At 29.3% G+C, this 23951-nt stretch carries 25 protein-coding genes, 1 tRNA gene, 1 other RNA gene and 1 pseudogene; 25 read left to right on the top strand and 3 right to left on the bottom strand.

The window, feature by feature from the left end:
- Positions 1-33 precede the first annotated feature (33 nt).
- Positions 34-1614, bottom strand: coding sequence for an ABC1 kinase family protein (locus ACZ41D_RS00905; protein ID WP_464152057.1), 1581 nt, complete (start codon positions 1612-1614; stop codon positions 34-36).
- 53 nt (positions 1615-1667) lie between these two features.
- Positions 1668-1964 (bottom strand): phasin family protein, encoded by a 297-nt coding sequence (locus tag ACZ41D_RS00900; protein ID WP_464152056.1) that lies wholly within the window; start codon positions 1962-1964, stop codon positions 1668-1670.
- Positions 1965-2203: 239 nt separating this feature from the next.
- Between ACZ41D_RS00900 and ACZ41D_RS00895 the strand changes: the two genes are divergently transcribed.
- The 9 genes from ACZ41D_RS00895 (at position 2204) to ACZ41D_RS00855 (ending at position 8647) form a co-directional block, all read left to right on the top strand.
- A tRNA-Ser gene (locus ACZ41D_RS00895) sits at positions 2204-2297 on the top strand.
- Between the two features lie 12 nt (positions 2298-2309).
- An RNA gene (gene ffs, locus ACZ41D_RS00890) (signal recognition particle sRNA large type) lies at positions 2310-2574 on the top strand.
- 339 nt (positions 2575-2913) lie between these two features.
- Complete coding sequence (gene dnaX, locus ACZ41D_RS00885; protein ID WP_464152055.1) at positions 2914-4608, top strand: DNA polymerase III subunit gamma/tau; 1695 nt, start codon at positions 2914-2916, stop codon at positions 4606-4608.
- A 21-nt stretch (positions 4609-4629) separates the two neighbouring features.
- A complete protein-coding gene (locus ACZ41D_RS00880) occupies positions 4630-4968 on the top strand; it encodes a YbaB/EbfC family nucleoid-associated protein (protein WP_464152054.1) in 339 nt (112 codons plus the stop codon).
- 52 nt (positions 4969-5020) lie between these two features.
- Positions 5021-5620 carry a recombination mediator RecR gene (gene recR / locus ACZ41D_RS00875; protein ID WP_464152053.1) on the top strand — a complete coding sequence of 200 codons (600 nt, stop codon included), beginning with the start codon at positions 5021-5023 and terminating at the stop codon, positions 5618-5620.
- 1255 nt (positions 5621-6875) lie between these two features.
- Positions 6876-7043 carry a hypothetical protein gene (locus tag ACZ41D_RS00870; protein ID WP_464152052.1) on the top strand — a complete coding sequence of 56 codons (168 nt, stop codon included), beginning with the start codon at positions 6876-6878 and terminating at the stop codon, positions 7041-7043.
- Positions 7044-7204: 161 nt separating this feature from the next.
- Entirely contained in the window at positions 7205-7351 is a 147-nt protein-coding gene (locus ACZ41D_RS00865; protein WP_464152051.1) for a hypothetical protein, read from the top strand.
- Positions 7320-8255 (top strand): hypothetical protein, encoded by a 936-nt coding sequence (locus tag ACZ41D_RS00860; RefSeq protein ID WP_464152050.1) that lies wholly within the window; start codon positions 7320-7322, stop codon positions 8253-8255. The genes ACZ41D_RS00865 and ACZ41D_RS00860 overlap by 32 nt, the downstream gene beginning before the upstream one ends.
- Before the next feature lie 176 nt (positions 8256-8431).
- Positions 8432-8647 (top strand): hypothetical protein, encoded by a 216-nt coding sequence (locus ACZ41D_RS00855; RefSeq protein ID WP_464152049.1) that lies wholly within the window; start codon positions 8432-8434, stop codon positions 8645-8647.
- Between the two features lie 141 nt (positions 8648-8788).
- Here the strand turns inward: ACZ41D_RS00855 and ACZ41D_RS00850 are convergent, their stop codons facing one another.
- Positions 8789-10042: a transposase gene (locus ACZ41D_RS00850; RefSeq protein WP_464152048.1), complete on the bottom strand. Its 1254-nt coding sequence runs from the start codon at positions 10040-10042 to the stop codon at positions 8789-8791.
- A 922-nt stretch (positions 10043-10964) separates the two neighbouring features.
- Between ACZ41D_RS00850 and ACZ41D_RS00845 the strand changes: the two genes are divergently transcribed.
- From ACZ41D_RS00845 to ACZ41D_RS00770, 16 genes and pseudogenes are all read left to right on the top strand, one after another.
- Positions 10965-11261, top strand: coding sequence for a hypothetical protein (locus ACZ41D_RS00845; RefSeq protein ID WP_464152047.1), 297 nt, complete (start codon positions 10965-10967; stop codon positions 11259-11261).
- Between the two features lie 39 nt (positions 11262-11300).
- The gene (locus ACZ41D_RS00840) at positions 11301-11585 is read left to right on the top strand and encodes a hypothetical protein (protein ID WP_464152046.1); all 285 of its coding nucleotides are present in this window, start codon (positions 11301-11303) and stop codon (positions 11583-11585) included.
- A 235-nt stretch (positions 11586-11820) separates the two neighbouring features.
- A complete protein-coding gene (locus ACZ41D_RS00835) occupies positions 11821-12579 on the top strand; it encodes a response regulator transcription factor (RefSeq protein ID WP_464152045.1) in 759 nt (252 codons plus the stop codon).
- Positions 12580-12644: 65 nt separating this feature from the next.
- Positions 12645-13502, top strand: a complete 858-nt coding sequence (locus tag ACZ41D_RS00830; protein WP_464152044.1) for a sensor histidine kinase — start codon at positions 12645-12647, stop codon at positions 13500-13502.
- A 65-nt stretch (positions 13503-13567) separates the two neighbouring features.
- Positions 13568-14527 (top strand): ABC transporter ATP-binding protein, encoded by a 960-nt coding sequence (locus ACZ41D_RS00825; protein WP_464152043.1) that lies wholly within the window; start codon positions 13568-13570, stop codon positions 14525-14527.
- Positions 14520-15305 (top strand): ABC transporter permease, encoded by a 786-nt coding sequence (locus ACZ41D_RS00820; RefSeq protein ID WP_464152042.1) that lies wholly within the window; start codon positions 14520-14522, stop codon positions 15303-15305. Before ACZ41D_RS00825 ends, ACZ41D_RS00820 begins: the two co-directional genes overlap by 8 nt.
- The gene (locus ACZ41D_RS00815) at positions 15305-16093 is read left to right on the top strand and encodes an ABC transporter permease (RefSeq protein WP_464152041.1); all 789 of its coding nucleotides are present in this window, start codon (positions 15305-15307) and stop codon (positions 16091-16093) included. The genes ACZ41D_RS00820 and ACZ41D_RS00815 overlap by 1 nt, the downstream gene beginning before the upstream one ends.
- 11 nt (positions 16094-16104) lie before the next feature.
- Entirely contained in the window at positions 16105-16584 is a 480-nt protein-coding gene (locus ACZ41D_RS00810) for a hypothetical protein (RefSeq protein WP_464152040.1), read from the top strand.
- A gap of 482 nt (positions 16585-17066) precedes the next feature.
- Complete coding sequence (locus tag ACZ41D_RS00805) at positions 17067-17546, top strand: hypothetical protein (RefSeq protein WP_464152039.1); 480 nt, start codon at positions 17067-17069, stop codon at positions 17544-17546.
- Positions 17536-17979 (top strand): annotated as a pseudogene (locus ACZ41D_RS00800) (transposase); the annotation flags it as partial. The gene ACZ41D_RS00805 and the pseudogene ACZ41D_RS00800, both read left to right, overlap by 11 nt.
- Positions 17980-18423: 444 nt before the next feature.
- Positions 18424-18855 (top strand): hypothetical protein, encoded by a 432-nt coding sequence (locus tag ACZ41D_RS00795; RefSeq protein WP_464152038.1) that lies wholly within the window; start codon positions 18424-18426, stop codon positions 18853-18855.
- Positions 18856-19923: 1068 nt separating this feature from the next.
- Complete coding sequence (locus tag ACZ41D_RS00790; protein WP_464152037.1) at positions 19924-20598, top strand: response regulator transcription factor; 675 nt, start codon at positions 19924-19926, stop codon at positions 20596-20598.
- Entirely contained in the window at positions 20595-21665 is a 1071-nt protein-coding gene (locus ACZ41D_RS00785; protein WP_464152036.1) for a sensor histidine kinase, read from the top strand. Before ACZ41D_RS00790 ends, ACZ41D_RS00785 begins: the two co-directional genes overlap by 4 nt.
- Before the next feature lie 318 nt (positions 21666-21983).
- Positions 21984-22115 carry a hypothetical protein gene (locus ACZ41D_RS00780; protein ID WP_464152035.1) on the top strand — a complete coding sequence of 44 codons (132 nt, stop codon included), beginning with the start codon at positions 21984-21986 and terminating at the stop codon, positions 22113-22115.
- Entirely contained in the window at positions 22112-22957 is an 846-nt protein-coding gene (locus ACZ41D_RS00775; protein ID WP_464152034.1) for an ABC transporter ATP-binding protein, read from the top strand. The genes ACZ41D_RS00780 and ACZ41D_RS00775 overlap by 4 nt, the downstream gene beginning before the upstream one ends.
- Before the next feature lie 210 nt (positions 22958-23167).
- A complete protein-coding gene (locus tag ACZ41D_RS00770; protein WP_464152033.1) occupies positions 23168-23950 on the top strand; it encodes an ABC transporter permease in 783 nt (260 codons plus the stop codon).
- Position 23951 lies beyond the last annotated feature (1 nt).

The following is a 23951-nucleotide window of genomic DNA, read 5'->3' as shown; positions in this document are numbered from 1 at the left end:
ATATAAAAAGTCAAGGTGTATACACCTTGACTTTTAAATTCTACCTGAACGAAGTATTGAAATTAAAAGAAGAAGTCCTAATGTAACTGACCCAACATATCCAATAAGTCCAAAAATAGACATATCAAGAAATTTTGGTCCTACATTGGAATTTATAACTATTGATGAACCAATTAACAAACCTGCTACTATCATTCCAAATACAATTCTATTGACCATTTTATTTAGTTGATTGATATGTTTTTCTAAGTTACTTAATTCAATATTAGCTTTTAGTTTACCACTAAGCCCATAGTTAATTAGTTCTAAAAGTCTAGTAGGAAGTTTTAAAGTAGATTGAGCTGATGAATAGATAATATTTAACTCATCTACCCAATTTATTTTGTTTAACTTATTTTTAACGAAATAGTTTTTCACATAAGGTGTAATAATGTCCATGATGTTAAATTCTGGTGAAATTTTAACTAATAATCCTTCTAAGGTCATCAAACCTTTTAGTAATAAAGTTACATCCTTAGGCATATAAATGTTATTTCTTTTACATGCTTTAAATATTTCATCTAACATTTGAGGTAAATCAAAATCAAATAATGATTCATCAATATATTCATTATATATATGTTCAATATCGGAATATAATTTTTTGCTATCAACTTTTCCTCTTTTTAAACCTATTCTTATTACTGATTTTGTCATAGAGCTTATATCTCTTGATGCTATAGCTTCAAGAAATGTAGTAAACTTCTTTTGAAGATTTTCTGACAGGTCTCCCATAAGACCAAAATCTAAATATCCAATTTTGTTAGCATGAATTAATATATTTCCAGGATGTGGGTCAGCATGAAAAAATCCATGTTCAAATATTTGTTGGCAATAGTTATAAGCTAATTTACTTGCAATATCTTTTAAATCATATCCTTCTTTATTTAATCGTTCTATATTATCAATTTTAATACCGTCTATGTATTCCATGACTAATATGCTAGATGTTGTGTATTCATCATATACTTGTGGACTGACAATGAATTTTACATCTTTATTATTTTTATAAAATCTTTTTATATTTTCTGCTTCATTTAAAAAATCTAATTCTTTTTCGGTAGCATTTTTAAGTTCTTCTACGACTTCTTTTATATCTATGGCACTTCCAGGTGTGGTGAAATTAATAAATGGAGCTACTTTACCTAATATATAAATATCATTTAACATGATTTCTTTTACTTTTGGCCTTTGAACTTTAACGACTACTTTTGTACCATTTTTTAAAGTAGCAAGATGAACTTGTGCTAATGAAGCAGAGGCTATAGGTGTTTTGGAAAAATTTACAAATATTTCAGAAATAGGTTTTTTAAGTTCGGTAGTGATAACTTTTTCTATAACTTCGTATGATTCAGGTTTAACATCATCTTGAAGTTTTTGAAGTTCCTCTATATAAGCATGGGGTAATATATCAGGCCTTGTTGATAAAATTTGCCCAATTTTAACAAAAGATGGTCCTAATTCTTCAAATGCAAGTCTTAGTTGCTTTGGGTTATTTATTCCTTTTTTAAAACCATGGCTTATAAAGACAGCTGCTATTTGTTTTATCCGTTTTCTTGCATTTATTTTTTCCATTACAATTATTTGAAAAATACCTTGCAAATGCAAGGCATTTTTCAGCCTCCTAACTAATTGTTTTCAAGTTTTTCTATTCTTTCTTTAAGCATTTCTATATCATCTTTTGTTGCTAAGTTAAGAGTTTGAATATAAGCTTTTAAGTCATCTAATGCTATACCTTGCGTTGAACTATTGCATGAGCTATTAATGTCATACTTTCTTTTTAATTCTTCATTTAAGTCTTTTGCTTGACTGACAGTAAGCTGACCTTTTTTTACTAATTCGTCAACTATCTCTATACCTTTCTCATATGTGTAAGCAACAGTGCCTATTCCTGCTAAAATAATATTTTTTATATTCATATCCATGATATATCGCCTCCTTATTGTATTTTAATAAATTTTACTAAAATTAATACATATTCTTCTTAACTTAATATTATCAGCATTATGTTTTATCGTCAACAGTGTCGATAAAAATATTACATAAAATTATTAAATATAAATGGTATAAAAAGGAAAAAACTAATATTATATTGACATATTGCTCATATTTATGTATAATATAAATCTGTCGGTGATATGTATTATACAACTAAATTTTTAATGGAGAGATGGCTGAGTCTGGCTGAAGGCGCACGACTGGAAATCGTGTGTACCGCTATAACGGTACCGTGGGTTCAAATCCCACTCTCTCCGCCATAGAAAAGTTTGCCGTGCTAGATGGGGAGGTAGCGGTGCCCTGTAACTTGCAATCCGCTATAGCAAGGTTGAATTCCCGTTTGAGGCTTGCTGCTGTAGGGTCTGCCCTAGATAAGTGGCGTTGACGATTGGGTCTTACGCAACGAGAACCTATGAACCCCGTCAGGTCCGGAAGGAAGCAGCGGTAAGTAGGCACTCTCGTGTGCCGTGAGGTTGCCTGGTTTGAGTTAACTGTCTAGGTAACGCTTGTGGTATCAAGTCGAGGACGGGTGCACGGCTTAAAAAAGGTCATAGTTATGATACTATGGCTTTTTTTATGTTCTAGATTAAATAGAATATTATTATAGAGATTAAAGTGTTAAGTTTAGTATATCTATAGAAAATGAACTTTCCTTGCTTAAGTATTTAAGCATTATTTATGTTAAAGTTTTAGGAAATGCTTAAAAAATTTATAACTTGCAAATTTTGACCCTGTAGTAATTATTCAATTTTCTCAAATAACTTAGAAATGAAGTTTATACTTAATAGATATATTTTAAATAAGATATGTTTATATATAGTAGAATACTCATATATTTGTTATAATATATATATTAGACCAAGTGAAGGTGATAAAATGGCATACCAGTCTCTGTATAGAAGATTTAGGCCCATAAACTTTGATCAAGTTGTTGGGCAAGAACATATAACTACAACACTTAAAAACCAAATAATAAAGGGAAATATAGCTCATGCATACCTGTTTTCTGGGACACGAGGGACAGGAAAGACATCTACAGCAAAGATATTTGCTAGAGCTGTAAATTGTATTAATAACCATGATGGAAATCCCTGTAATGAATGCGAAATTTGCAGAGGAATACTTGATGATAGTATAATGGATGTAGTAGAAATGGACGCTGCATCAAATAATAGCGTGGATGATGTAAGAGAGTTAAGAGAACATGTGAAATATTTGCCAGCTAAAGGTAAATACAAGGTATATATTATTGACGAAGTTCACATGCTTTCAAAAGGAGCTTTTAATGCATTGTTAAAAACTCTTGAAGAACCTCCTAAACATTTACTATTTATATTAGCTACTACAGAACCTCAAAAGTTGCCTGCTACTATAATTTCAAGATGTCAAAGGTTTGAATTTAAAAGATTAAAAGTAGATGACATAGTAAAAAATATGCAATATATATGCAGAGAGCTGGGTATTGAAGTAGAAGAAAGAGGACTATATTTAATAGCTAGAAATTCTGATGGGGCTATGAGAGATGCATTGAGCCTTCTTGATCAATGCATATCATTTACTGAGGGAACAATAACATATGATGATATCCTTTCTATATTAGGTATTGTCAACAAAGATATCCTATTTGATATAAGTGATGCAATACTAGATGGGGATGCTAATGAATGTCTTAATATTATAGATGATTTGATTCAAAATGGTAAAGATGTAAATCAGTTTATTAAAGATATGATTTTGCATTTCAGAAATCTTATGGTAGCAAAGTCGGCACAAAACTTAGAAAATATAATTGATGGTTCTTCAGAGTATATAGATAGACTTGAAATACAAGCAGAAAAAACTGATATGATTAATATAATCAAATGTTTAAACATATTATCTGAGCTAGAAGGAAAAGCTAAATATTCATCTCAACCAAGGATTATACTAGAAGTTGGAGTAATAAGGCTGACTTCTCAGGCGTCATATTTGACTATAGAGGGATTAGCAGAAAGGATTAGGAATATTGAAGAAGGTATAAGTAATGGAAATATATCATATCATAAAGAAGACAATAAAAAGACTGCTATAAAGAAAGAATTTGAGGATGTACGAACAAAGGATAATAAAGATATCTCAAGAGAAATTACTTCCAATAATAAAAAAGAACAAGATATTAGTGGTGATATTAATGAGCAAGATACATCTGAAAAGGAATATGATCAAAGGACAGATTTAAGCTTTAAAGAGATTTCAGAAAAATGGACAGATATTTTAAAGGGAATAAAAAAGGACAAAATAAGAATACATGCCTTGCTTATGGAAGGTAAGCCTGTAGGATTTAAAAATAATACTATAATAATTTCCTTTGATGAAGGATATGGGATTCACAAGGAAGCTGTAGAAAAGGATGCAAATAAAAAATATGTAGAAAAATTTATTAGCAATTTTCTTCACTCAGATATAAAAATAAAATTTATTATGTCTGATGGTAAGGAAGACATAATTAGTGAAGAAGCTATAGGCGAAAAGCTTGTTCAGAAAGCAAAAGAAATATTTGGTGAAGAAATTGTTGAAGTGAGAAATGATTAAATATTAAGGAGTGTGATATTGATGGCAAGAGGTGGATTCCCAGGAGGAATGGGAAACATGAATAATATGATGAAACAGGTTCAAAAAATGCAGAAAAAGATGGCTGAACTGCAAAAGGAATTAGAAGAAAGAGAAGTAGAAGCTAGTGCTGGTGGTGGAGCTGTTAATGTTAAAGTAAACGGTAAAAAAGAAGTATTGTCTATCACTATTGATAAAGATGTAGTAGATCCTGATGATGTTGAGATGTTACAGGATTTAGTCCTTGCAGCAGTAAATGAAGCACTTAGAAGTGCTGAGGAAATGATGGCAAGTGAAATGGCTAAAATAACAGGAGGTATGAATATACCTGGATTATTCTAGCAAATTTAGCGGCCGAGTACTTGGCCGCATTTACTATTAAGAGGTGAGGATATTGGATTATTTTGCTTTACCTGTAGCAACGTTAATAGAAGAGCTTTCTAAGCTACCTGGGGTAGGGAAAAAGACTGCTCAAAGGCTGGCATTTTATATATTGAGTATGGACAAAGATGAAGCAAATAAACTAGCAAAATCCATAATAAATGCTAAAGAGAAGATAAAATATTGCAGTATATGCAATAATTTAACTGATACAGACCCTTGCAATATTTGTAGTGATAAAAAAAGGGACTCTTCAATTATATGCGTTGTAGAAGACCCTAGAGATGTAGTTGCTATGGAGAGGACCAGAGAGTTTAATGGACTTTACCATGTGCTTCATGGCAGTATTTCTCCTATGGAGGGCATAGGTCCTGAGGATATTAAAATTAAAGAACTACTTCAAAGGATACAAGAGTATCCTGTAAAGGAAATAATACTAGCAACTAACCCTACCATTGAAGGAGAAGCTACTGCTATGTATATTTCAAAGTTGATTAAACCTTTAGGAATAAAAGCAACAAGAATAGCTCACGGTATACCAGTAGGAGGAGATTTAGAATACACTGATGAAGTAACATTATCAAAAGCTTTAGAAGGCAGAAGAGAGATATAATGGGACAATAGGTTGTTGTCCACATCAAATAAACTCCTTCCATTTTGTAAATGTTTGAGAAGGAGTAAATAAAGTAGTTTTAGAAAACATGGTTTGTTAGGGATAAGGAAAGCCCTGTAAGCCATGCTTTTTTATTAGGAATTTTAAGGAACAAGGGATAAGGGATAAGGTTTAAATTCAGTAAAATCAATGGATTGAGAGATAGAATGGAAAAGAAAATTGAGAGGAGAAATGGACGTTAATCTCCTTAAACCTTCTCCCTAAAATCTTAATCCTAAAAGTACTTTATTTTCATTTTTGGCACTAAAAAATCCAAAATGCAAGTACTTTACTAAGCCAGATTTAAGGAAAAAGGAATTAAATGGGAAATTGGAAGAGAATAACAAGCCAGTGTTTTCAAGGGTTTGAGGGATGTTTGTGAAAGGGCTTTATTTTAAAGTTCAAAGGACTGAATTTGATGTACACATAGTTAGGATTAAGGAAAAAGGGATAAAGGAAATAGGAAAAAATTTTTTAAGGATTTATGTGGTAATTAGTTGTTTTAAAAGTAAAATAAAGTAGTTTTATTTATAGGAATAAGGAATCACGGAAAATGTTGATAATATAGGGTTTAGTAAGATTTTAAGGTTAAAGGGGTATGGAAGTTATAGGGAATTTATAAAAGTACTTTATTTACTTTTATTGTATAACATAGGGCTTTTTTTCTGTTTCTAAAAATGACATGGTTGAAATTGGAAGAAACAGAAAAGTTATTTTATTGCTGAAAAGTGGTTTTAAAAAGAAAATATAGTTATTACATTAAAGTTTTGTGCGCATTTCTTGATACAAGAATCAGGATAAAGTATAAAAAATACAAGTGAAATGGAAATAAAAGTATATAAAAATAAGGATATTATTTACTTTTCATAAGCACTTGCTGCATTTTTTCTGTATTAGAAATAATAAAGAACAAGTTTTAAAAACAGAAAAGAAAATTTTATGTGCAGTAAAGTTCTTTTATTATGAAAATAAAGTTGTGATATTATGCAATGTAGGGAATAGGGAAAAAGGTTGGAAATATAGGAGTTAGATATAATTGTTTGAGGTTTAAGGAGTAAGCAAAATAAAGGGTTTTGCAATAGGACTTTATTTACTTTAACTATTAATATATGCGTTTATTTTTGTTTACTAAAAAGATAGCATGACAGTTTTACAAAAAGAGAAATAAAATTATAACTGATAAAGTTCCATTAAAATGATAATATAGTTGTAGTATTTGAAATACAGGATACGGGAATATAGAATTAGGATAAAAAGGTTTAGTGAGACAGGTAAAAGAAAAATAAGGCATAAACGTTTTGTAAAAGAAATCAATCGTGATTTTAGATTAAGGAGGATTCTTTGGCCATTTAAGGAATTAGGGAAAAAAGCAGAAGAACTGTAAATGTGGAAGATAATGAGGAAGACCGGAATAAAGAATATATATAAAATTACAATACGATTTGAAGGAAGTGGTAATTTTAAATAAAATATATACAAGTATAAAATATATTATTTCTCAAAAATAAGTAAATTAATTCATTATAGACAGAAAGAAGGGTAAATATGGATGAGTTAATTATTGAATTAAAAGGAAAATTAAGCCATTATAAAACGGATGAAATTTTGGGTTATGTTGCAAATGATTTTTTATATACACCTTTTGGAGTCAATTCTATACATGAAAAAAACAAATTTGGATTCACCTGCTAAACAATTAACTTATTTAATAGGGCTATTAATGTCTACTGAATATGTAGATAATAAGGATTATAGAAAAGAAGATGAACAATTTAAGAATGATGATTTTAAAAAATATAAAAAAGAAATAGATAATTTATATAAAATAGTTCAAAAAATAACATTCAAATATCTTGATTATTTTTTTCCGAAAGATAGTATAGAAAATTATGATGAAGACTGGAAAAAAAGACGAAAAGCAATGTTACCTGTTTTTCTAAGTTATTTTAATAATATTACACTCTGCTTTGAAGAACAAATTATTAATAGGATACATAATTGGTTTTCAAGATTTGATAATAAATTAAAAGAAAACTACAATTTTGATACTAAAACGCTAATAGAATTCTATGAATTTGTTAAAAACAAATTAGAAAATGAGTTTAATAATTTTCAAGAAGTTGTTAAAAAGTGTCAAGATGAATTGTTCAAGTTAGAAGATGAATTTCAAAGAGATATAAATTATACAGGAGATAAGGAATCAAGTAATTGGAACTTTGAAGAATTATTTCAAAAACACTCTGATTTTGAAAAGATTAAAAACCAATTTTTCGAGATGGCTAGAGGAGTACAGGAGTTATTTATAATAAAGAAACAAGATATTGAAAATGCTTTTGGAAATGAAGATACAATATTGTTTGAAGAATTATTTGTTCTAGAGAGGAGAAATAGAGAGTTTAAATACTATACGGAAAATAATCCGGTTTTAGAGAAACCTTTATGTAAAGTAGATGATGATAAATATTTTCTAATTCAGCCAAGGTTTCTACTAGATACTATCTATAATCTATGTTATTCAAAACTTGAAGAACTTCATAGAGAAAATAAAGTAATTTTTTATAAAACTCGTGGAGAAATAGTTGAAAAAAAGTATTAAATTTATTTAATCAGTTATTTAAAGATAAGGCTAAATACTATACTGCAGTTTGTGAGATTCCTAACTATAATGAGCATGACATAATTATTTTATATAAAGACAATATATTAATTATTGAAGTTAAAAGTTCAAAAACTAAAGAACCACTCAGGAATCCTGACAAAGGATTTGAAAGAATGAAAGAACATTTCAATTCCGAAACAGGCATTGGAGGAGGTTTTATTCAAGCCAACCACTTAAAAAAATATATTTTAGAAAATGAAGAAGTTATACTCTATAATAAAAAAGTTGAACCATTTAAAATATCTAGAAAAGATTATAATAATATATTTTGTATAGTAATTACAGCGGAACAGTTTTTTTCCAGAGATTTCGCATCAAATTTCCAGTGAAAAATTGAATTATTCTAAATATGTATTTCTAAACAATTATTTGAATTATTGGTAGGCTAAAAGACCGTTAGGTCATAAAAATGGTTACAATTCCCCCTACCCCAATAAAACTTCATAATGAATTTCCAGTTTTATTTCAATTTAAGTTTTCATAAATATTGGATTATCCCAATTATTTTCTATGATAAATCTTTCATCTCTTATATCTTCTATAATATCTATCTGAAGCATATCTTTTCTCCTAAATCCTCTTATACACCGAAAAAAATATAGTTGCATTAAATTAAATGCTATTATCATAAACATTAATACTGTTTCTACGCCCGTAGGGCTATGAAGAAAACAATGATTTAGGTGCCATTCTGTTTTTAATTGATGAAATGCATTATTTTCAATGTCCCATCTTTTATGCATTATCTTCCATAGAGTTTCTACTGATGTTATTTTATCTGTAGTTATGATCCATCCTTCTTTAATTTCAATCTTATCTTCATTATGAATTTCTTCTATGAATTTTACAAATCTTACTTTTGTATCTAAATTAGGCATTTCAAAATTATCTTCATCCCAAGCTTTAATTTTTCTATACTTATTACCTTTTTTCTTTACTATCCACTCTTTATTTGCCTTACGGCATTTAAACAAAGATAATGCATCTTTTACAATATTAAGTCGCTCATCTTTCTCTCTTACTACTGCATCCATTCCTATAGAAAGAACTTCTTTTATCCAAGTAGACTTACAGTATAAAGCATCAGCTACTACAATATCTGCAAAATGATGATATTGTTTATATAAGTTTTTAATAAGCCGTTTTCCACCAGTAATTTCGCCTTCATCTTTATATGAACTATCATTTTTAGGTTCTAGCATTTCTTGACCTAAAATAATGTGTGGATCAGAACCTACGGTTGTACATACAACTGATCTATGAAAATAATGAGTAATTCCATTTTTATCAACTCTTGTAAGGCATTTATCACAACACTTTTTAGTGCTTTCAAATAATTCTACGCCATCTATAGCAACTACCTTTAAACCTTCTATAGTACCATTCCTAAACACCTTATTTTTTATAGTAGTTTTTACTATATGACCATGAATATTTTTTAAACCTTCTAAATCAAAATCACTTAAAGAGCGTCTAATAGTATCAATACGTGGCATCTTTATTTTTTTAGGCATGATCTTTTTAAATTTATCTTTTTTAAGCCAATGCTCTAATCTATTGAAACTTCTTATTTGAAGCATAAATCCAAATAATACAACAAAGGAAATTGTTGAAATTTTTACGTTAGATTTTAATCTTTTATCATTTAAGGTATTGATTTTTTCACCTATATGGTATACCTTATTAATATAAGTGAGTAATTGTTTCAAATAGCTTTTACTCATTTTATCAGCATCCTTTTCTTTGGTTTTTGTGGTAAAAACTATTATAGAAAGGATGCTTTTATTTTGCAAATATTTTTTTATAATTTCCAGTAAAAATAGGAATAATCAAAATTTTATAGGTATATCATAAATTGTTTAATTTCTACGGGCTATCGCCCATTTATTTTTTTTGATGCGAAATCTCTGCCAAATAAGTATGTTTATTGAGGGAGTATAAATTTAGTAATAATATAAACTATTTATGCTGTTTCAATTAGAGTTTTAAACAAACTAAAGTTTAAGTGCTTTACCCATGCATCAAGATGAATATTTACGACGGAAAAAGTAGCCATTGAGAACCTCATTAGAGAACTTCGGGAGCGAGCACTTTCAATAGAATAATCAATAAACATTCTCTTGTTTGAACGTTCTACAGAAGTTCTGGTTTTAAATTTATTTTTAAAAGCCTTTGAGTATCGTGGGACTGGTGTAAACATTCTGGGGCCATGGTTGGTCTTTAAATATATTACTCTGCCGTATGTGCTATTAGAACATTTACACTCATTAAGGGCGGTGGTTTCATTTATGTTCAGGTGTTATTAATTTATAGTATCTTGTTTTAAACAAACATTAAAATTTTAAAGACTATCAGGTTCATAATGATGCCGACCATATTAAAGCAAAAAAGCAAATCTGTCGTTTGATACTATAACAGGGGAGAGGATGTAATATTGAACAAAAATCAAAGGAATTTTTTACAATTTTTTATGTAGTCCTTGTAGTAATTGGTGGACGATTGATTTTTGTTATTCCAAACAGCAAATATTTGGGAATATTAAATACAGATAAATTTTTCACAATAAGTTGTATAATTACTATATTGAGTATGTTGCCAATTTATCTCATTTTTAAAACTACTCTTATTAAAAAAATGTTGATCAATATGGTTGTAACTATCATTATTTTTGTAGGAGTATACTATTATATCAATTTACCCCAATATACCTACGAGGAGGCTGCAAAAAAGGTAGAAACAGCAGAAAATAAATTGGGTAAAAATGTTAAAGTTTACATTCCAGAACATCGTGAAGATAAAATTGATTATAGAAGGGGTTCTTTCTTTAATACAACAAATTATAAATATCTTATTTACTTAAAAGATAGCAATAAAATTTTTATATATAGGTTTGATCCTTTAAACGGTGAATATGAAATTTATCAGGGAGCTAGACAATTATAAGAGTGACTATTGATAATTAATTTTAGGAAGTATCGAAGAATGAAAAAATATATGAAGTATATCAGTTTGATGCTTGTTACATCCATTATGATGACTATTGTACCTATGGAAGTTTTTGCAAAGGAAAATAATGCTGAGGTATTTACTGATAGTGAAGGATATACCTATAAATTAAACGAAGATCGAGATATTGTAACAGTACAAAAATTTGATCCAAATGGAAATTTTGTTGATTCTATAACTGTAAATAACATTAGTGGTAAAATAACAATTAAAAAAGCTGATGGACAAACTGAATTATCAGATATAAGCGATTATGTCTAATTGAATATAATTTCAGAGCGGTATATTCATAATGAATTTACACCAGTGGAGTGATCCAGTAACCCAAGCAATTGTACAAAATCAAGGAGTAATAACAATATCATAATTTAGTTGAACCATATGGAAAAAATATGTTATATTATAATAAACATTCTGATTATGTATAAGGAAAGAGGAGATATTATATTTACAGGTTTTGGAAGTAATAATTGGCCTCGAATGGAAGAGTTCAGAGGTGATAGAAAGATGGGTGGTTAGTAATGTTGGGAGGATTAGGATGTTAGATAATGGAAAGTTAGATATTTTGCTGGTTGACGATGATAAAGATTTGTGTAAACTATTAAAAGATTATTTAGAAAATCAATCTTATAATGTAGATGTAAAAAATAATGGTGTTGATGTGTTATTAAGCATATTAAAAAAACAATATCATTTAATTGTGTTGGATATAATGATACCTCTACTTGATGGATTTAAAACACTGGAAAAAATTAGAGAAAATAGTTCAGTACCGGTTTTAATGCTTACTGCAAAAACAGATATTCAAGATAAAGTTAAAGGACTGAAAATGGGGGCAGACGATTACTTAACCAAACCTTTTGAACTGGAAGAATTCGGGGCAAGAGTCATGTCTTTAATTCGCAGATCTACTGAGTTTAATCTAGTCAGCAAAGATAAAAGTAAAATATATGTCTTCGATAATTTAGAAATTGATGATCTTCAGAAAAAAGTATTCTTAGATAACAAGGAAGTTAAATTAAATCCAAAGGAATATCAGGTTCTTTTATATTTATCTCAAAATGCAAATCGGGTATTCACTAAAAAACAAATCTATGAAGCAGTTTGGGCACAACCATATGAATATGATGATAGTAATATTATGTCTGTAATAAGCAGGCTGCGATCCAAAATTGAACCAGATGGTAAAAAATACAAATTTATTGAAACAATAAAAGGAATGGGCTATCGTTTCGTTTCAGGTGAGAGAAAATGATTTACATTACCATCATAATTATATTGATTTGTTTTTGTATTTTTTTATTATATGAAAATTATCAGATGAAAAAGACAATTAAAAGAGTAAATAAAGAAATGAGTGAGATGAGTTTAGAGCATTCAACAGGAAGGAAAATATTAATAAACCAAAATAATCCTTTTTCGCAGATTGTTTTTTCTATAAATAAAATTATTGATAAAAAAAATATAGAAATAGAAAAGTTAAAATTATCTGAAAAGGCCCATAAAAGTTTATTAACAAGTTTAGCACATGATTTAAGGACCCCATTGACAACACTTATCGGTTATCTGGAAGCAATTGATATAAATTTAAACAAGGAAAAAAATACTGAGTATCTGCAAATTGCACTTGGTAAGGCAAAACAATTAAAGGAAAATGTGAATCAGATTTTTGAATGGTCAAAACTATATTCAAATACTGAAGATTTGAAGCTGAAAAAAATAGATTTATCAGAATTGACCAGGACAATTCTTATTGACTGGATACCTATTTTTGAAAAAAAGAATATTAACTATAATGTTGATATTCCAGATGGCAGAGTAAATGGATATATTGACGAAATTAGTTATCACACTATAATTAATAATCTAATTAAAAACGTAATAGAACATGCTAATGCAGGGAATGTAGAAGTGAAACTTTTCCAAAAGGAAGATAAGATAATATTTGAAATCTCTGATGATGGTGTTGGAATAGAAGAAAAAGTAAAGGAAAAGATATTTGAAAAATTTTATAAAGGCTCCAGATCGCGGGGAAATAGAGGAAGTGGTCTGGGTTTATCTATAGTCAAGCTTCTTGTTGAAAAACAAAATGGAGAAATTTCCGTAGATACAGAAGTAAATAGAGGAACTACATTTAAAATTGCTTTTCCGCAATATATTACTGATAAACCTCGATAATTATTCGAGGTTTTCATATTTATTTCAAAATAATTGCAAGCTTATTGCAAGATAGAGTGTTTATAATGGATTCAGTGAAAAAAAGAAAGGGTGTGAGGCTTGTGAGTGAATTTATTATTGAAACAAAAGGATTAACAAAAAATTATGGTGAACAATATGCCGTCAAAGGTGTGGATATGCATGTGAGAAAAAATACTATATATGGATTATTGGGACGGAATGGAGCCGGTAAAACTACAATTATGAAAATGCTGCTGGGAATTACAAAACCAACTTCAGGGAAAATCAGTATTTTTGGAAAAGATATAAAGCAAAATGAAAAAGATATTCTCCCTCGTATCGGAAATTTAATAGAAAAACCTGGTTTTTATCCTAATTTAACAGGTACAGAAAACCTGAAAATATTTGCTGAATTAAGGGGGATTCCTCATAAGAATGCCATTGAAAAGGCATTAAATTTAGTATCTCTGCCCTATAAAGACAAAAAACTTTATGGTGAATACTCACTAGGCATGAAACAAAGATTAGGAATAGCATTGGCAATACTGCATGATCCGGAACTACTTATTTTAGATGAACCAATAAATGGGCTAGATCCTATTGGTATTGCTGAGATGAGGAAATTATTGCGTAACTTATGTGATAAAAAGGGAAAAACAATAATGATTTCCAGTCATATTCTGTCAGAAATTCAGTTGATATCGGACGATATTGGTATTATTGATAATGGTGTTTTAGTTGAAGAGTTATCGCTTTTGGATTTGAAAAATAAAATAAGAAAAAGCATTGGTTTTCTTGTATCAGATACAAATAAAGCAACAGTCATATTAGAAACTAAATTTAATATTAAAAATTATGAAATAAGTTCTGAAAAGCAGATATTTATCTATGACTTAAAATATGATATATCATTACTGATTAAAGCTTTTGTTAAAAATGATATTGATGTTTATGATGCCCATGTTTATGAAAATACCCTGGAAGATTATTTCAAAGAAGTTACTGGAGGTGTGGGAATTGCTTAGCTTAATTAAGTGCGAGTTTATTAAACTTAAGCGAAAGAAAATAATCTATTTGATTTTTATTTCTGCAATACTTTTCCCACTGGCAATAGCTTTGCTATTAACTCAAGATGTTTCAACATATAACCCGGCAGAGCTTTACAATGAATTATATATTAATTCTATAGGTTTCGGTATCCAGTTTTTATTACCTGTTATATTAAGTATACTTGCAACTATTTTATTTTTTACGGAACGCGACAATGATACATTTAAAGCTCTGAGAACGATTCCTGTTACCAGTAGACAGCTAGTTTTGGCTAAAATTTTATTTATTTTTTTGATTAGTATATTTTTTGTGCTAGCTACTCATTTTATGTCAATGATTCTTGGAACTATATTTTTTACTTTTAATGATAGCCTGGATTTTATTCTGATAACGCTTGGAAACGGAATATTTATTACTGCCGGTACACTACCCTTAATCATACTGAATGTAACATTTTCAAGAACATATATTTTTTCAGTTTTGTTGACAGTATTTTATACAATTTTAAGTTTTTTTCTTATTCCATTGAACCCGTATTTGCCTAAAATTGTATTTCAGCTTGTACCAATTACAACGACTACTTTCTGGACGGCTGGTGTACTTGGTAAAATTGGAAAGGTAAATTTAGAAATATATGATACCAATTTAAGAGCAGCAATTCCTTCTACATTAAATATAAGTATTTATATGGCTTTGATCGGAATAGCATCAATTATAATAATGGTAAAATTATATGAAAGGTGGGAGGGTTAATGTTTATACTTTTAAGAACTGAAATACAGAAAATAAAAAGATATAGGGTATTATATGCGGGAGTATTATTGATGTTTTTATCTGTTGTAATAACACTGATAACATCTACTGCTAAAGATGGTGCTGTCTGGGATTTTCAAATGTTATATGAGCAGGTTATACAGCATAATATGACAACAATTTTTCCGATGACAATTACTTTAATTATAGGGTTTATTATTAATAGAGAGATAAGGGATGATACATTGAAAAACCTAATAACAGTGCCTGTTAAATATTCAAAAATACTAGGTTCAAAAATATTGCTGGGATGTCTTTTGTCTTTGATATATGGAGTGTCTTCATGGTTTTTTACATTGTTGGTTTATAAATTGTCAAGTTTTGATGGTCTAACATTAGAACTATTCTTTAAATCTTTCTGGCAGATTACGCTATTTAACCTACTTTTATATATAGGTATTACACCTCTCATTGCTATCACAGCCAAAGCGGGAATAAGTCATTTAATATCAGTTATTTTTGCATTTGTATTTGGATATTCATCCATGTTTGTAAGTGGCAACAAGCTGTTACTGAATATTTATCCATTGACCGCAGGTTTGTCGATTATAGGTTATAGAAGCCATAATCCTTCAGTTAAAGAGATGTTAAATCCTGTATTTTCCACTACTTCCTTAATTTTTATAATATTTATTACATTTCTTATTGTTAATTCAATAAAAGGAATCGAAAGCACTGGTAAAAAAAGCAAATCTAAGCTTAAACTTAGACCTAAGAAAGGATGGTAATAAGAGTAAGAATGAAAAAGAGAATTTATACCGTAATTATAGCAATTTTCATTATGATTTTAGTTAGTTGTAATTTTGATCTGGAAAATATAAATAAAGATGATATTTTAGAAAAATATGATAGAATTATTGGTGTGGTGGGAGAAACAGTTCTTACTGAAGATAATAAACTGAAAGGAGATAGGAAATTTGGTATCGATACATATGTTGGTTCATATGAAGTAAAGTATAATAGCTTTACAGGAGAAGAGGTATTATTTGGCGGGACAAATATTAAAAAAGAAAATACTGATTTAAAAGTTACCTGGGAAATAGAAAAAGAAAATGGGAATATAGAACTCCTTTATTATCATGGTAGTAAAAAACCACAAGTTTTAAACAAAAAAGGACGAGGAAATATAGAGATTTCAATTGGGTATGGAAGTCATTATATATCATTAAAAGCAACATCTTTTAGTGGTAAAGTAAGTATAAATGTTGGTGAGTATTAAATTTTGCAAACAAAGTGACCTTTATAATGTTTAAATGGTGTACACAAGGATTTGTATTTAAGATTTATTAAAAATTTCAAAACTAATTTTAAAGCTATTTTTTTGGTAATTAATATAAAAATGAGTACAAAGCAAAAAACTCAAGAAAAGGATTTACTCGACATTAAATAAAATATTTGGTGTTATTAAAGTACAAGAAAGTTTTAGTAATGAACTTTTAACTTGAAGTTGAAAATAAAAAAATTCTATACAAGATATAATATACATAACAGTTAATACCACAGATAAAGCATTATTTTCACTGAAGTAAAGTTTTATTTTTCAGTGAAAAGAGGGTGATTTTATTGAAGTAAGTATGAATAAACATATGACTAAAGCAATAAACTGTGACCCGTGAAAAAAAGTAATATAAGAGTTAGAGGAGTTAATTTTTGGATACAAAGATTTATAATATATACATATTTTGAAGTGGAAGGGAGCATATGAAAACTATATCTAAGATTATTAGCTTTGCATTAGTATTTGTTTTTTCTTTTTCATTAACTTCATCTGCCAGTACAAAGAATTCGGATTTTACTAAATATTATGAATATTCCATTGTTAAAACTAATAAAATTGAATGCTTATCATTAGAATCACAAGGAAATAAGCTTATGTTTTCTTTTGTTTTGCAAGGAAAGAACAGATATAATATTAAAGCTACAGCAGATTTCTTTAAATTAGAAGGAGTGGCCCTTACATCAAACAAGATTATTGCAGATGTACAGGAAGTAACAAGTAATTATGAGTTTCTTCACATTTCAATTTCTGAAAAGGCGGGACCATTAGACAAAGTGACTATAACGGAAAATGAAATATTATTTACTGTTGTTATTGTTATTCCTGAAGAAAAATCAATATATAAAGTATCTCATATAACAAATAGAGTAGAAGCAATTGATAAACTATTTAAAGCTGCGTAACTCCTTTAAATACGTATCATATAAAGACTTAAAAGAGTTTACAAAAGATTTTAAAAGCGTATATACAGCACCAAATGAAGAAACAGCTTTAGAAAGGTTATATGAACTTAAAGAAAAATGGGGCAAAGGATACCCCTATGCATTTCGCAGCTGGGAAAATAACTGGGATGTAATAAGTCCGTTTTTTAAATATCCGCCAGAAATAAGAAAGATTATGTATACTACCAACATTATTGAAGGCTTACATCGCCAATTTAGAAAAGTTACCAAGACAAAATCGGTATTTCCTTCTGATACTTCACTTGAAAAGATGTTGTATCTTGCATCTAGGAATGTAATGAAGAAATGGACGCAAAGATACCGCAACTGGGATCAAATACTGAATCAAATGCTAATAATGTATGGAGATAGAATAGAAAATTATGTTATATAAACTAGTGCTGATATATAGCTAAAACAACTTTTATCTCAAAAATAGCTTTAAAGAATTAGCCATGATTATGTGAGAGATAAAAAAAGAGCATACTACACCATATAAAGAATTATTACCGAAAATATTCAAATTTATGCATAAAATATTAAAATAAGATAACACTAGTAATGAACACAATGGTACTATTACTAGAGTAAAATAACATATTGCACAACACCGGAAAGGAGCTAAAAGCTCCCATACACAAAATTATTTACACTCCCGAATAAAAAGGGACACGAACTTTTTTTAGAAACACTTATTTTATATTTTTTATATGAGAATCTTTCTTTTTCAAAAATTTATTATGAAGAAGATGCCAATATAAATCTATCAGCAGTATTATGGGATACGGCAGAATTATTTATTGTAGTACATGAATATGCACACATAATACTAGGACATTTGCCAGCAGAAAAAAATTTTTCAAAAAGGTTTTTAGATGATAATTCTATGTTATATCAAATAGTTAGAAATTGGGATGAAGAGTTTTCCGCAGATGTACTTGCCTTTCAACTAACAATGGCTAAAAATCAAAATTCGGGCTATGGTTTGTTCGCATGTTACCTTGGAATAGAATTTTTATTTACATGTTTAGATATAATTGAGAAGATATACAATGTTGAGTTTAGTGAAACTCACCCTAGCGCTCAAATGAGAATAGAAAACATAAGACGATATTTTAAAAATGCTTTACCTAACAAATCGCAAATTATCATTGATGGAAGTAGTGTTATTCGAGAAATAATGACATCATTGTGGAATATTAATAAAGATAGTTTTAACTATACAGTAAAATTTTTCTTGGAAAATTCTAATTTTAAAGATATTAATTAGTAAATTCAATAATTCTATAATTGGTTGATAGATTAAATTAAGATTTTGGTGAAAGTATTATTATCTGTTGGATAATCTTAATATCTATATCCACATCAAATAAACTTCTTCCATTTTGTAAATTCTTTTTAAACTGAAAATAAAATAGTTTTAAATGACCATAGGGAAAAGGTATAAGGATTGCCTTGGAACTATGGTTTTTTGTTTAGAATATTAAAAGGTGTAAGGAATAAGTGATAAGGCTAAAAGGCAGTAAAATCAATGGATTGAGAGATTGAATGGAAAAGAAAATTGAGAGGAGAAATGGACATTAATCTCCTTAAACATTCTCCCTAAAATCTTAATCCTAAAAGTAAAATCTAATAAGGGAGCAGGCAGGTGGTGCTTATGGGATGAAAACGTGGATAAACCTCTAACGTTTTTCAGAAATAACGGAAAGGATGGCAGAGTTATATAGCTTGTTACAAATATTTTAATGCACGAGTAATTAGCAAAAGCTATCATTCTAATAATTTTTGTTTTTTAAGGTTATATAGGCAGAACCATATTTTAAATGAATTTTCTAGGTATCAACTTTTAGAATTAGGGCAGTGAGATATTTCACATAGATTTCACTTTAATTGCATTTCGATTTCATAATATTAATGTATATTAAAATTAAACTAGAAAATATAAGCAATTCGAATTAATTAGATTTCAGGGAATAAAAGAAGTTATTCAAAATAAAAACACACTATGATATTAATGTATATATTCTCAATATTAAGAATTTATAGGAATTGAAATAGATGAAAATATAATAGAAAATAGATTTAGAATATTCTACTTTTTGGTGAAGAATATTTATAAAGCGATGTTATTTACTGGTGTTGGGTTGATTATAGTATTTACAATATTTATTTATAGTTATTGGTTTATATTTGTTATTTCAACCAGTAGTGAGTTTAAATTATATTAATATTAAACAATATTTTCTTAGGCAGTTTAATATGATAAGATATAGTTAGTTCTTAGATTATTGGGGAATTTATTAATTACTTTTCATGGAGCCTAAAGAGGTGATGATTTATGGCTCAAATTTTAGTTGCGGAAGATGATATATATATACGTAATATAATAGTTGAATATTTAGAATATGGTGGGCATACTTGTGTTATTGCAGATAATGGAATGGATGCATTAATGCTGTTAAAAAATAAGCCTATTAACTTAGCTGTACTTGATATTATGATGCCAATGTTAGATGGCTTTCAGGTATGTAAATTGGCTAGGGAAAATACAATCGAAATACCCATCATTTTCTTAACCGTGAAAGATGATGAAACGGATAAACTAAAAGGTTATGAGCTAGGTGCAGATGACTATATGACAAAGCCTTTTAGTCCTAAACTACTTTTAGCTAAGGTCAATGCACTTTTACGACGGGTAGATGCAGCTAATACTCAACAAAGGATTCAAATAGGACAAATTGAACTGGATCCTGTATCACGAATTGTAACAGTAGGGGGAGAAACGATTAATTTGACATTTAAAGAATTTGAATTGTTAAAGTTTATGATGATGAATCCCAACAAAGTCTTTAGTCGTGAACAGTTACTCGATCGTATTTGGGGATATGATTTTAAAGGGAATACTCGTACTGTAGATAGTCATATAAAAACACTGCGTAAGAAATTAGGGGAGGAAGCAAGATACATTGTTACTCTCATCCGTTCAGGATACAAATTTGAGGTGAAAGAATGAAACGTTGGATTCATGATAATTTTAGTATTACAACGGTTCGCGGCAAAGTTATGGTACTTTCAAAATTCTTAGGGGCAGCCTTTGTGGGTTTATTTTTTGCTGGTGTTCAAGGCATAGGGAATCCTTGGATATGGTATGTATTATTAATAGTAATGATTATAATATTTGATATTTTATTAAGAAAAATAATTACGAATCCTTTAATAATTATAAATAACACTGCCAAGCAAATCGCTCAATTGAACTTTAAAGTAAAATGTAATTTAAACACTAAAGATGAATTTGAGGAGTTGTCAAAGAACTTGAATCAACTATCTTCAAATTTGCAAGAGGCCCTTTCTGACCTTGAATCCACTAAAAAACTGCTAGAAACTGATGTAAAGCAGAAAAAATTACTGCTTGCACAAAGAAAAGAATTGACGGATACACTTGCTCATGAGATGAAAACCCCATTAAGTGTAATTCGTGCTTACGCTGAAGGGTTAATGGATGATGTAAGAGAAGAAAAACGGAAGGAATATCTTGATGTGATATTAACTGAAACAAACCGTATGAATGATATGATCGTTTCACTTTTAGATTTATCCGCTTTAGAAGCTGGTGCCGTGCAGTTAAATCGAGAACGTTTTGATTTCATAGAATTAGTTGAAACAGTAGCAGGACGTTTATTAATGGACCAGCCTAATAAGGATTTTCATTTAAAATACGATTTGCCAGAAGAAAGTATATATATAACTGCAGATAAGAAACGAATGGAGCAAGTATTAAGTAATTTGATATCTAATGCTAAAAATCATGTTTCTAAAAATGGTATAATCAAATTAAGCGTTATTGCAGATAATAATTCGGTTGAATTTCGTTTATTTAACCAGGGAGATCCAATACGTGAGCAAGCACTGCCACATATATGGGATAAGTTTTACAGAGATATAGGGGCAAAGAAAACCCCTGGTTCAGGTCTAGGTCTTTCAATTGTTGCTCAGATTCTTACTATGGAAAAAATTGAATATCATGTTCAGAACGAAAATGATGGGGTGACGTTTTCTTTTATCGTTAACCGTAGATAAGACTGAAATACTACTGGTGGCTAAAGCCGGTTAGTTCGAATAGGCGGCTGGAAGCCGCCTAAAGTAGTTTTATCTTAAATTATAGTTTCAACATTTTGAATTTTTATATATTCTGCTATAATATAATCTGTCGCATTTCCGCTATTTTCAGTTCATATGTGTTGTCTCCAGAATTGTTTATTCAACTCCTTATATTCCGTCTGCAATTTTCTTGAACTATTTTCCTTATAATAATTTACTTCAATTTCACATCTGTTTCACTCAAATTCCAAATCCTTAATGTATATTATAAGTAAAAATATATAAGGAGGATTTTGTATGGAATGGTACTGGTGGTTGGCTATCATTGTATTGTTTATCGTAGTATTGCCATTTAAAGTGAAATTTATGAAGTGGTGGTCTAAACAAAATAAAGAACAGAAAAAAGGAAAATGGGGGAATGAAGAATGATTACTGTCCATAATCTTACATTTTCCTATAAAAAAGATAAACCTGTAATCAAAGGATTAGATTTTTCAGTGCAAGAGGGTGAAATATTTGGATTTCTCGGGCCGAATGGCTCTGGGAAATCTACAACTCAAAAAATACTTATTGGTATTCTCAAAGGATATGGTGGTGAAGTTCAATTAATGGGCAATCCACCTGGTGTTCCTAAAAAAGAATTTCAAGAAAATATCGGTGTTTTATTTGAGTTTCCCTATTTATACTCAAACTTAAGTGCTATAGACAACTTGAAATATTTTGCCTCTTTTTACCCGAAACATCGTCTTCGTGATATTGAGGAAGTTCTTGAAATTTTGGAATTTAAAAAAGAATATATAAAAAAACCGGTTTCTTCCTATTCAAAAGGAATGCGACAAAGAGTAAGCATGGCAAGAGCACTTATCCATAATCCCAAAATTCTATTTTTGGATGAACCTACTAGCGGACTTGATCCATCTGGTATAGTCCTATTTAGGAAAATTATCCAACAAGAAAGAAAAAAAGGAACAACAGTTTTTTTGACAACCCATAATATGATGGATGCAGATTTGCTTTGCGATAAAGTCGCACTCATATCCGATGGAGAGATCAAAGCATGGGATAGCCCAAAAAACCTCAAAGAAAAAAACAGTGATCGTTTGATAGAAATAACTTATATACATGAAGGGAAAAGATTAACAAAAGTTGTTGAGGCAGATGAGATAGAATCAGCAATTGCATTTCCCCATGAAGAAATTATCAGTATACACTCCAAAGAACCCACTTTGGAAGAAGTTTTTCTTCGCTATACAGGAAAGGAGTTGACATAGATGCGAGGTTTGTTTTATCTACTGGCAAAAGATTTTCGATCCATGATTTATGGTCGATTTTTTTTACTTGTCATTGGTTCTCTGATTCTTTATTGCTGTTATATTCAGTTTTTTTATGTTAATACGGATCAATCTATCTTTCCAGTATATTTGTATGATAGGACGTCTTCAAACATTGAAACACAGGATAAATTATATTTAGTATCCTCAATGGAAGATATGCAAAGTCATATATCAGATCAATATTCAATTGGCGTGATAAAAGAAGAAGAACAAATACAAATATACATGGTTACATCAGGTAACGAAAAAACCGATAACATCAGAGGGGCTTGTGCCTATGAAATGGTATTTTCACAAAACCAAGATACGAAAGCTACAGAAATAATAGGGAATAATAGTAAAAAAACGAAAAATAGACTTGAGATGACCAGTGAAGTTTTATTTTTTGAACTGGTTGCCATTGGTTTCTTAGGAATATCAGCCATCTTATTTAAGGAGAAACAAATGGGTGTTATTCGAGTACATGGCATTTTACCTGTCAATCTAAGCACTTTTATATTATCTAAATTGTCCTTGTTTCTATTAACGGATTTTGCTTTTGCAACCTTATTGACAATAATCAACCTGAATGACATAGCAATGGATGTAATTTTTGATGTTCTTATACAGACGGGTATTTTGTCCATTATAATGACACTTGTAGGATTCTTTTTTGCATTGTGGTTAAGAGATTTTAGAAGATTTTCATTGTTTTATTTAATTTTTGCTATCTTTGCAACAACGCCTGTTTTTTTAGCTGCACAGACCAGTATAGAAATGAAATGGATTCAATACCATCCTCTATATCATTTGTTCAAGGGGATAAAAAATGCTTATTTTTCCATGGGAGATGAAAGTTTCATATATTACTTTATTTGTGGAATTACTATAGTATTCCTATTTTTATTAGTACGATTTATGCTTATTCGTGAAATAATAAAGGAGGGATAAA

The sequence above is a fragment of the Brassicibacter thermophilus genome (assembly GCF_055378355.1).
This window is presented reverse-complemented; position numbering and strand designations above follow the sequence as displayed.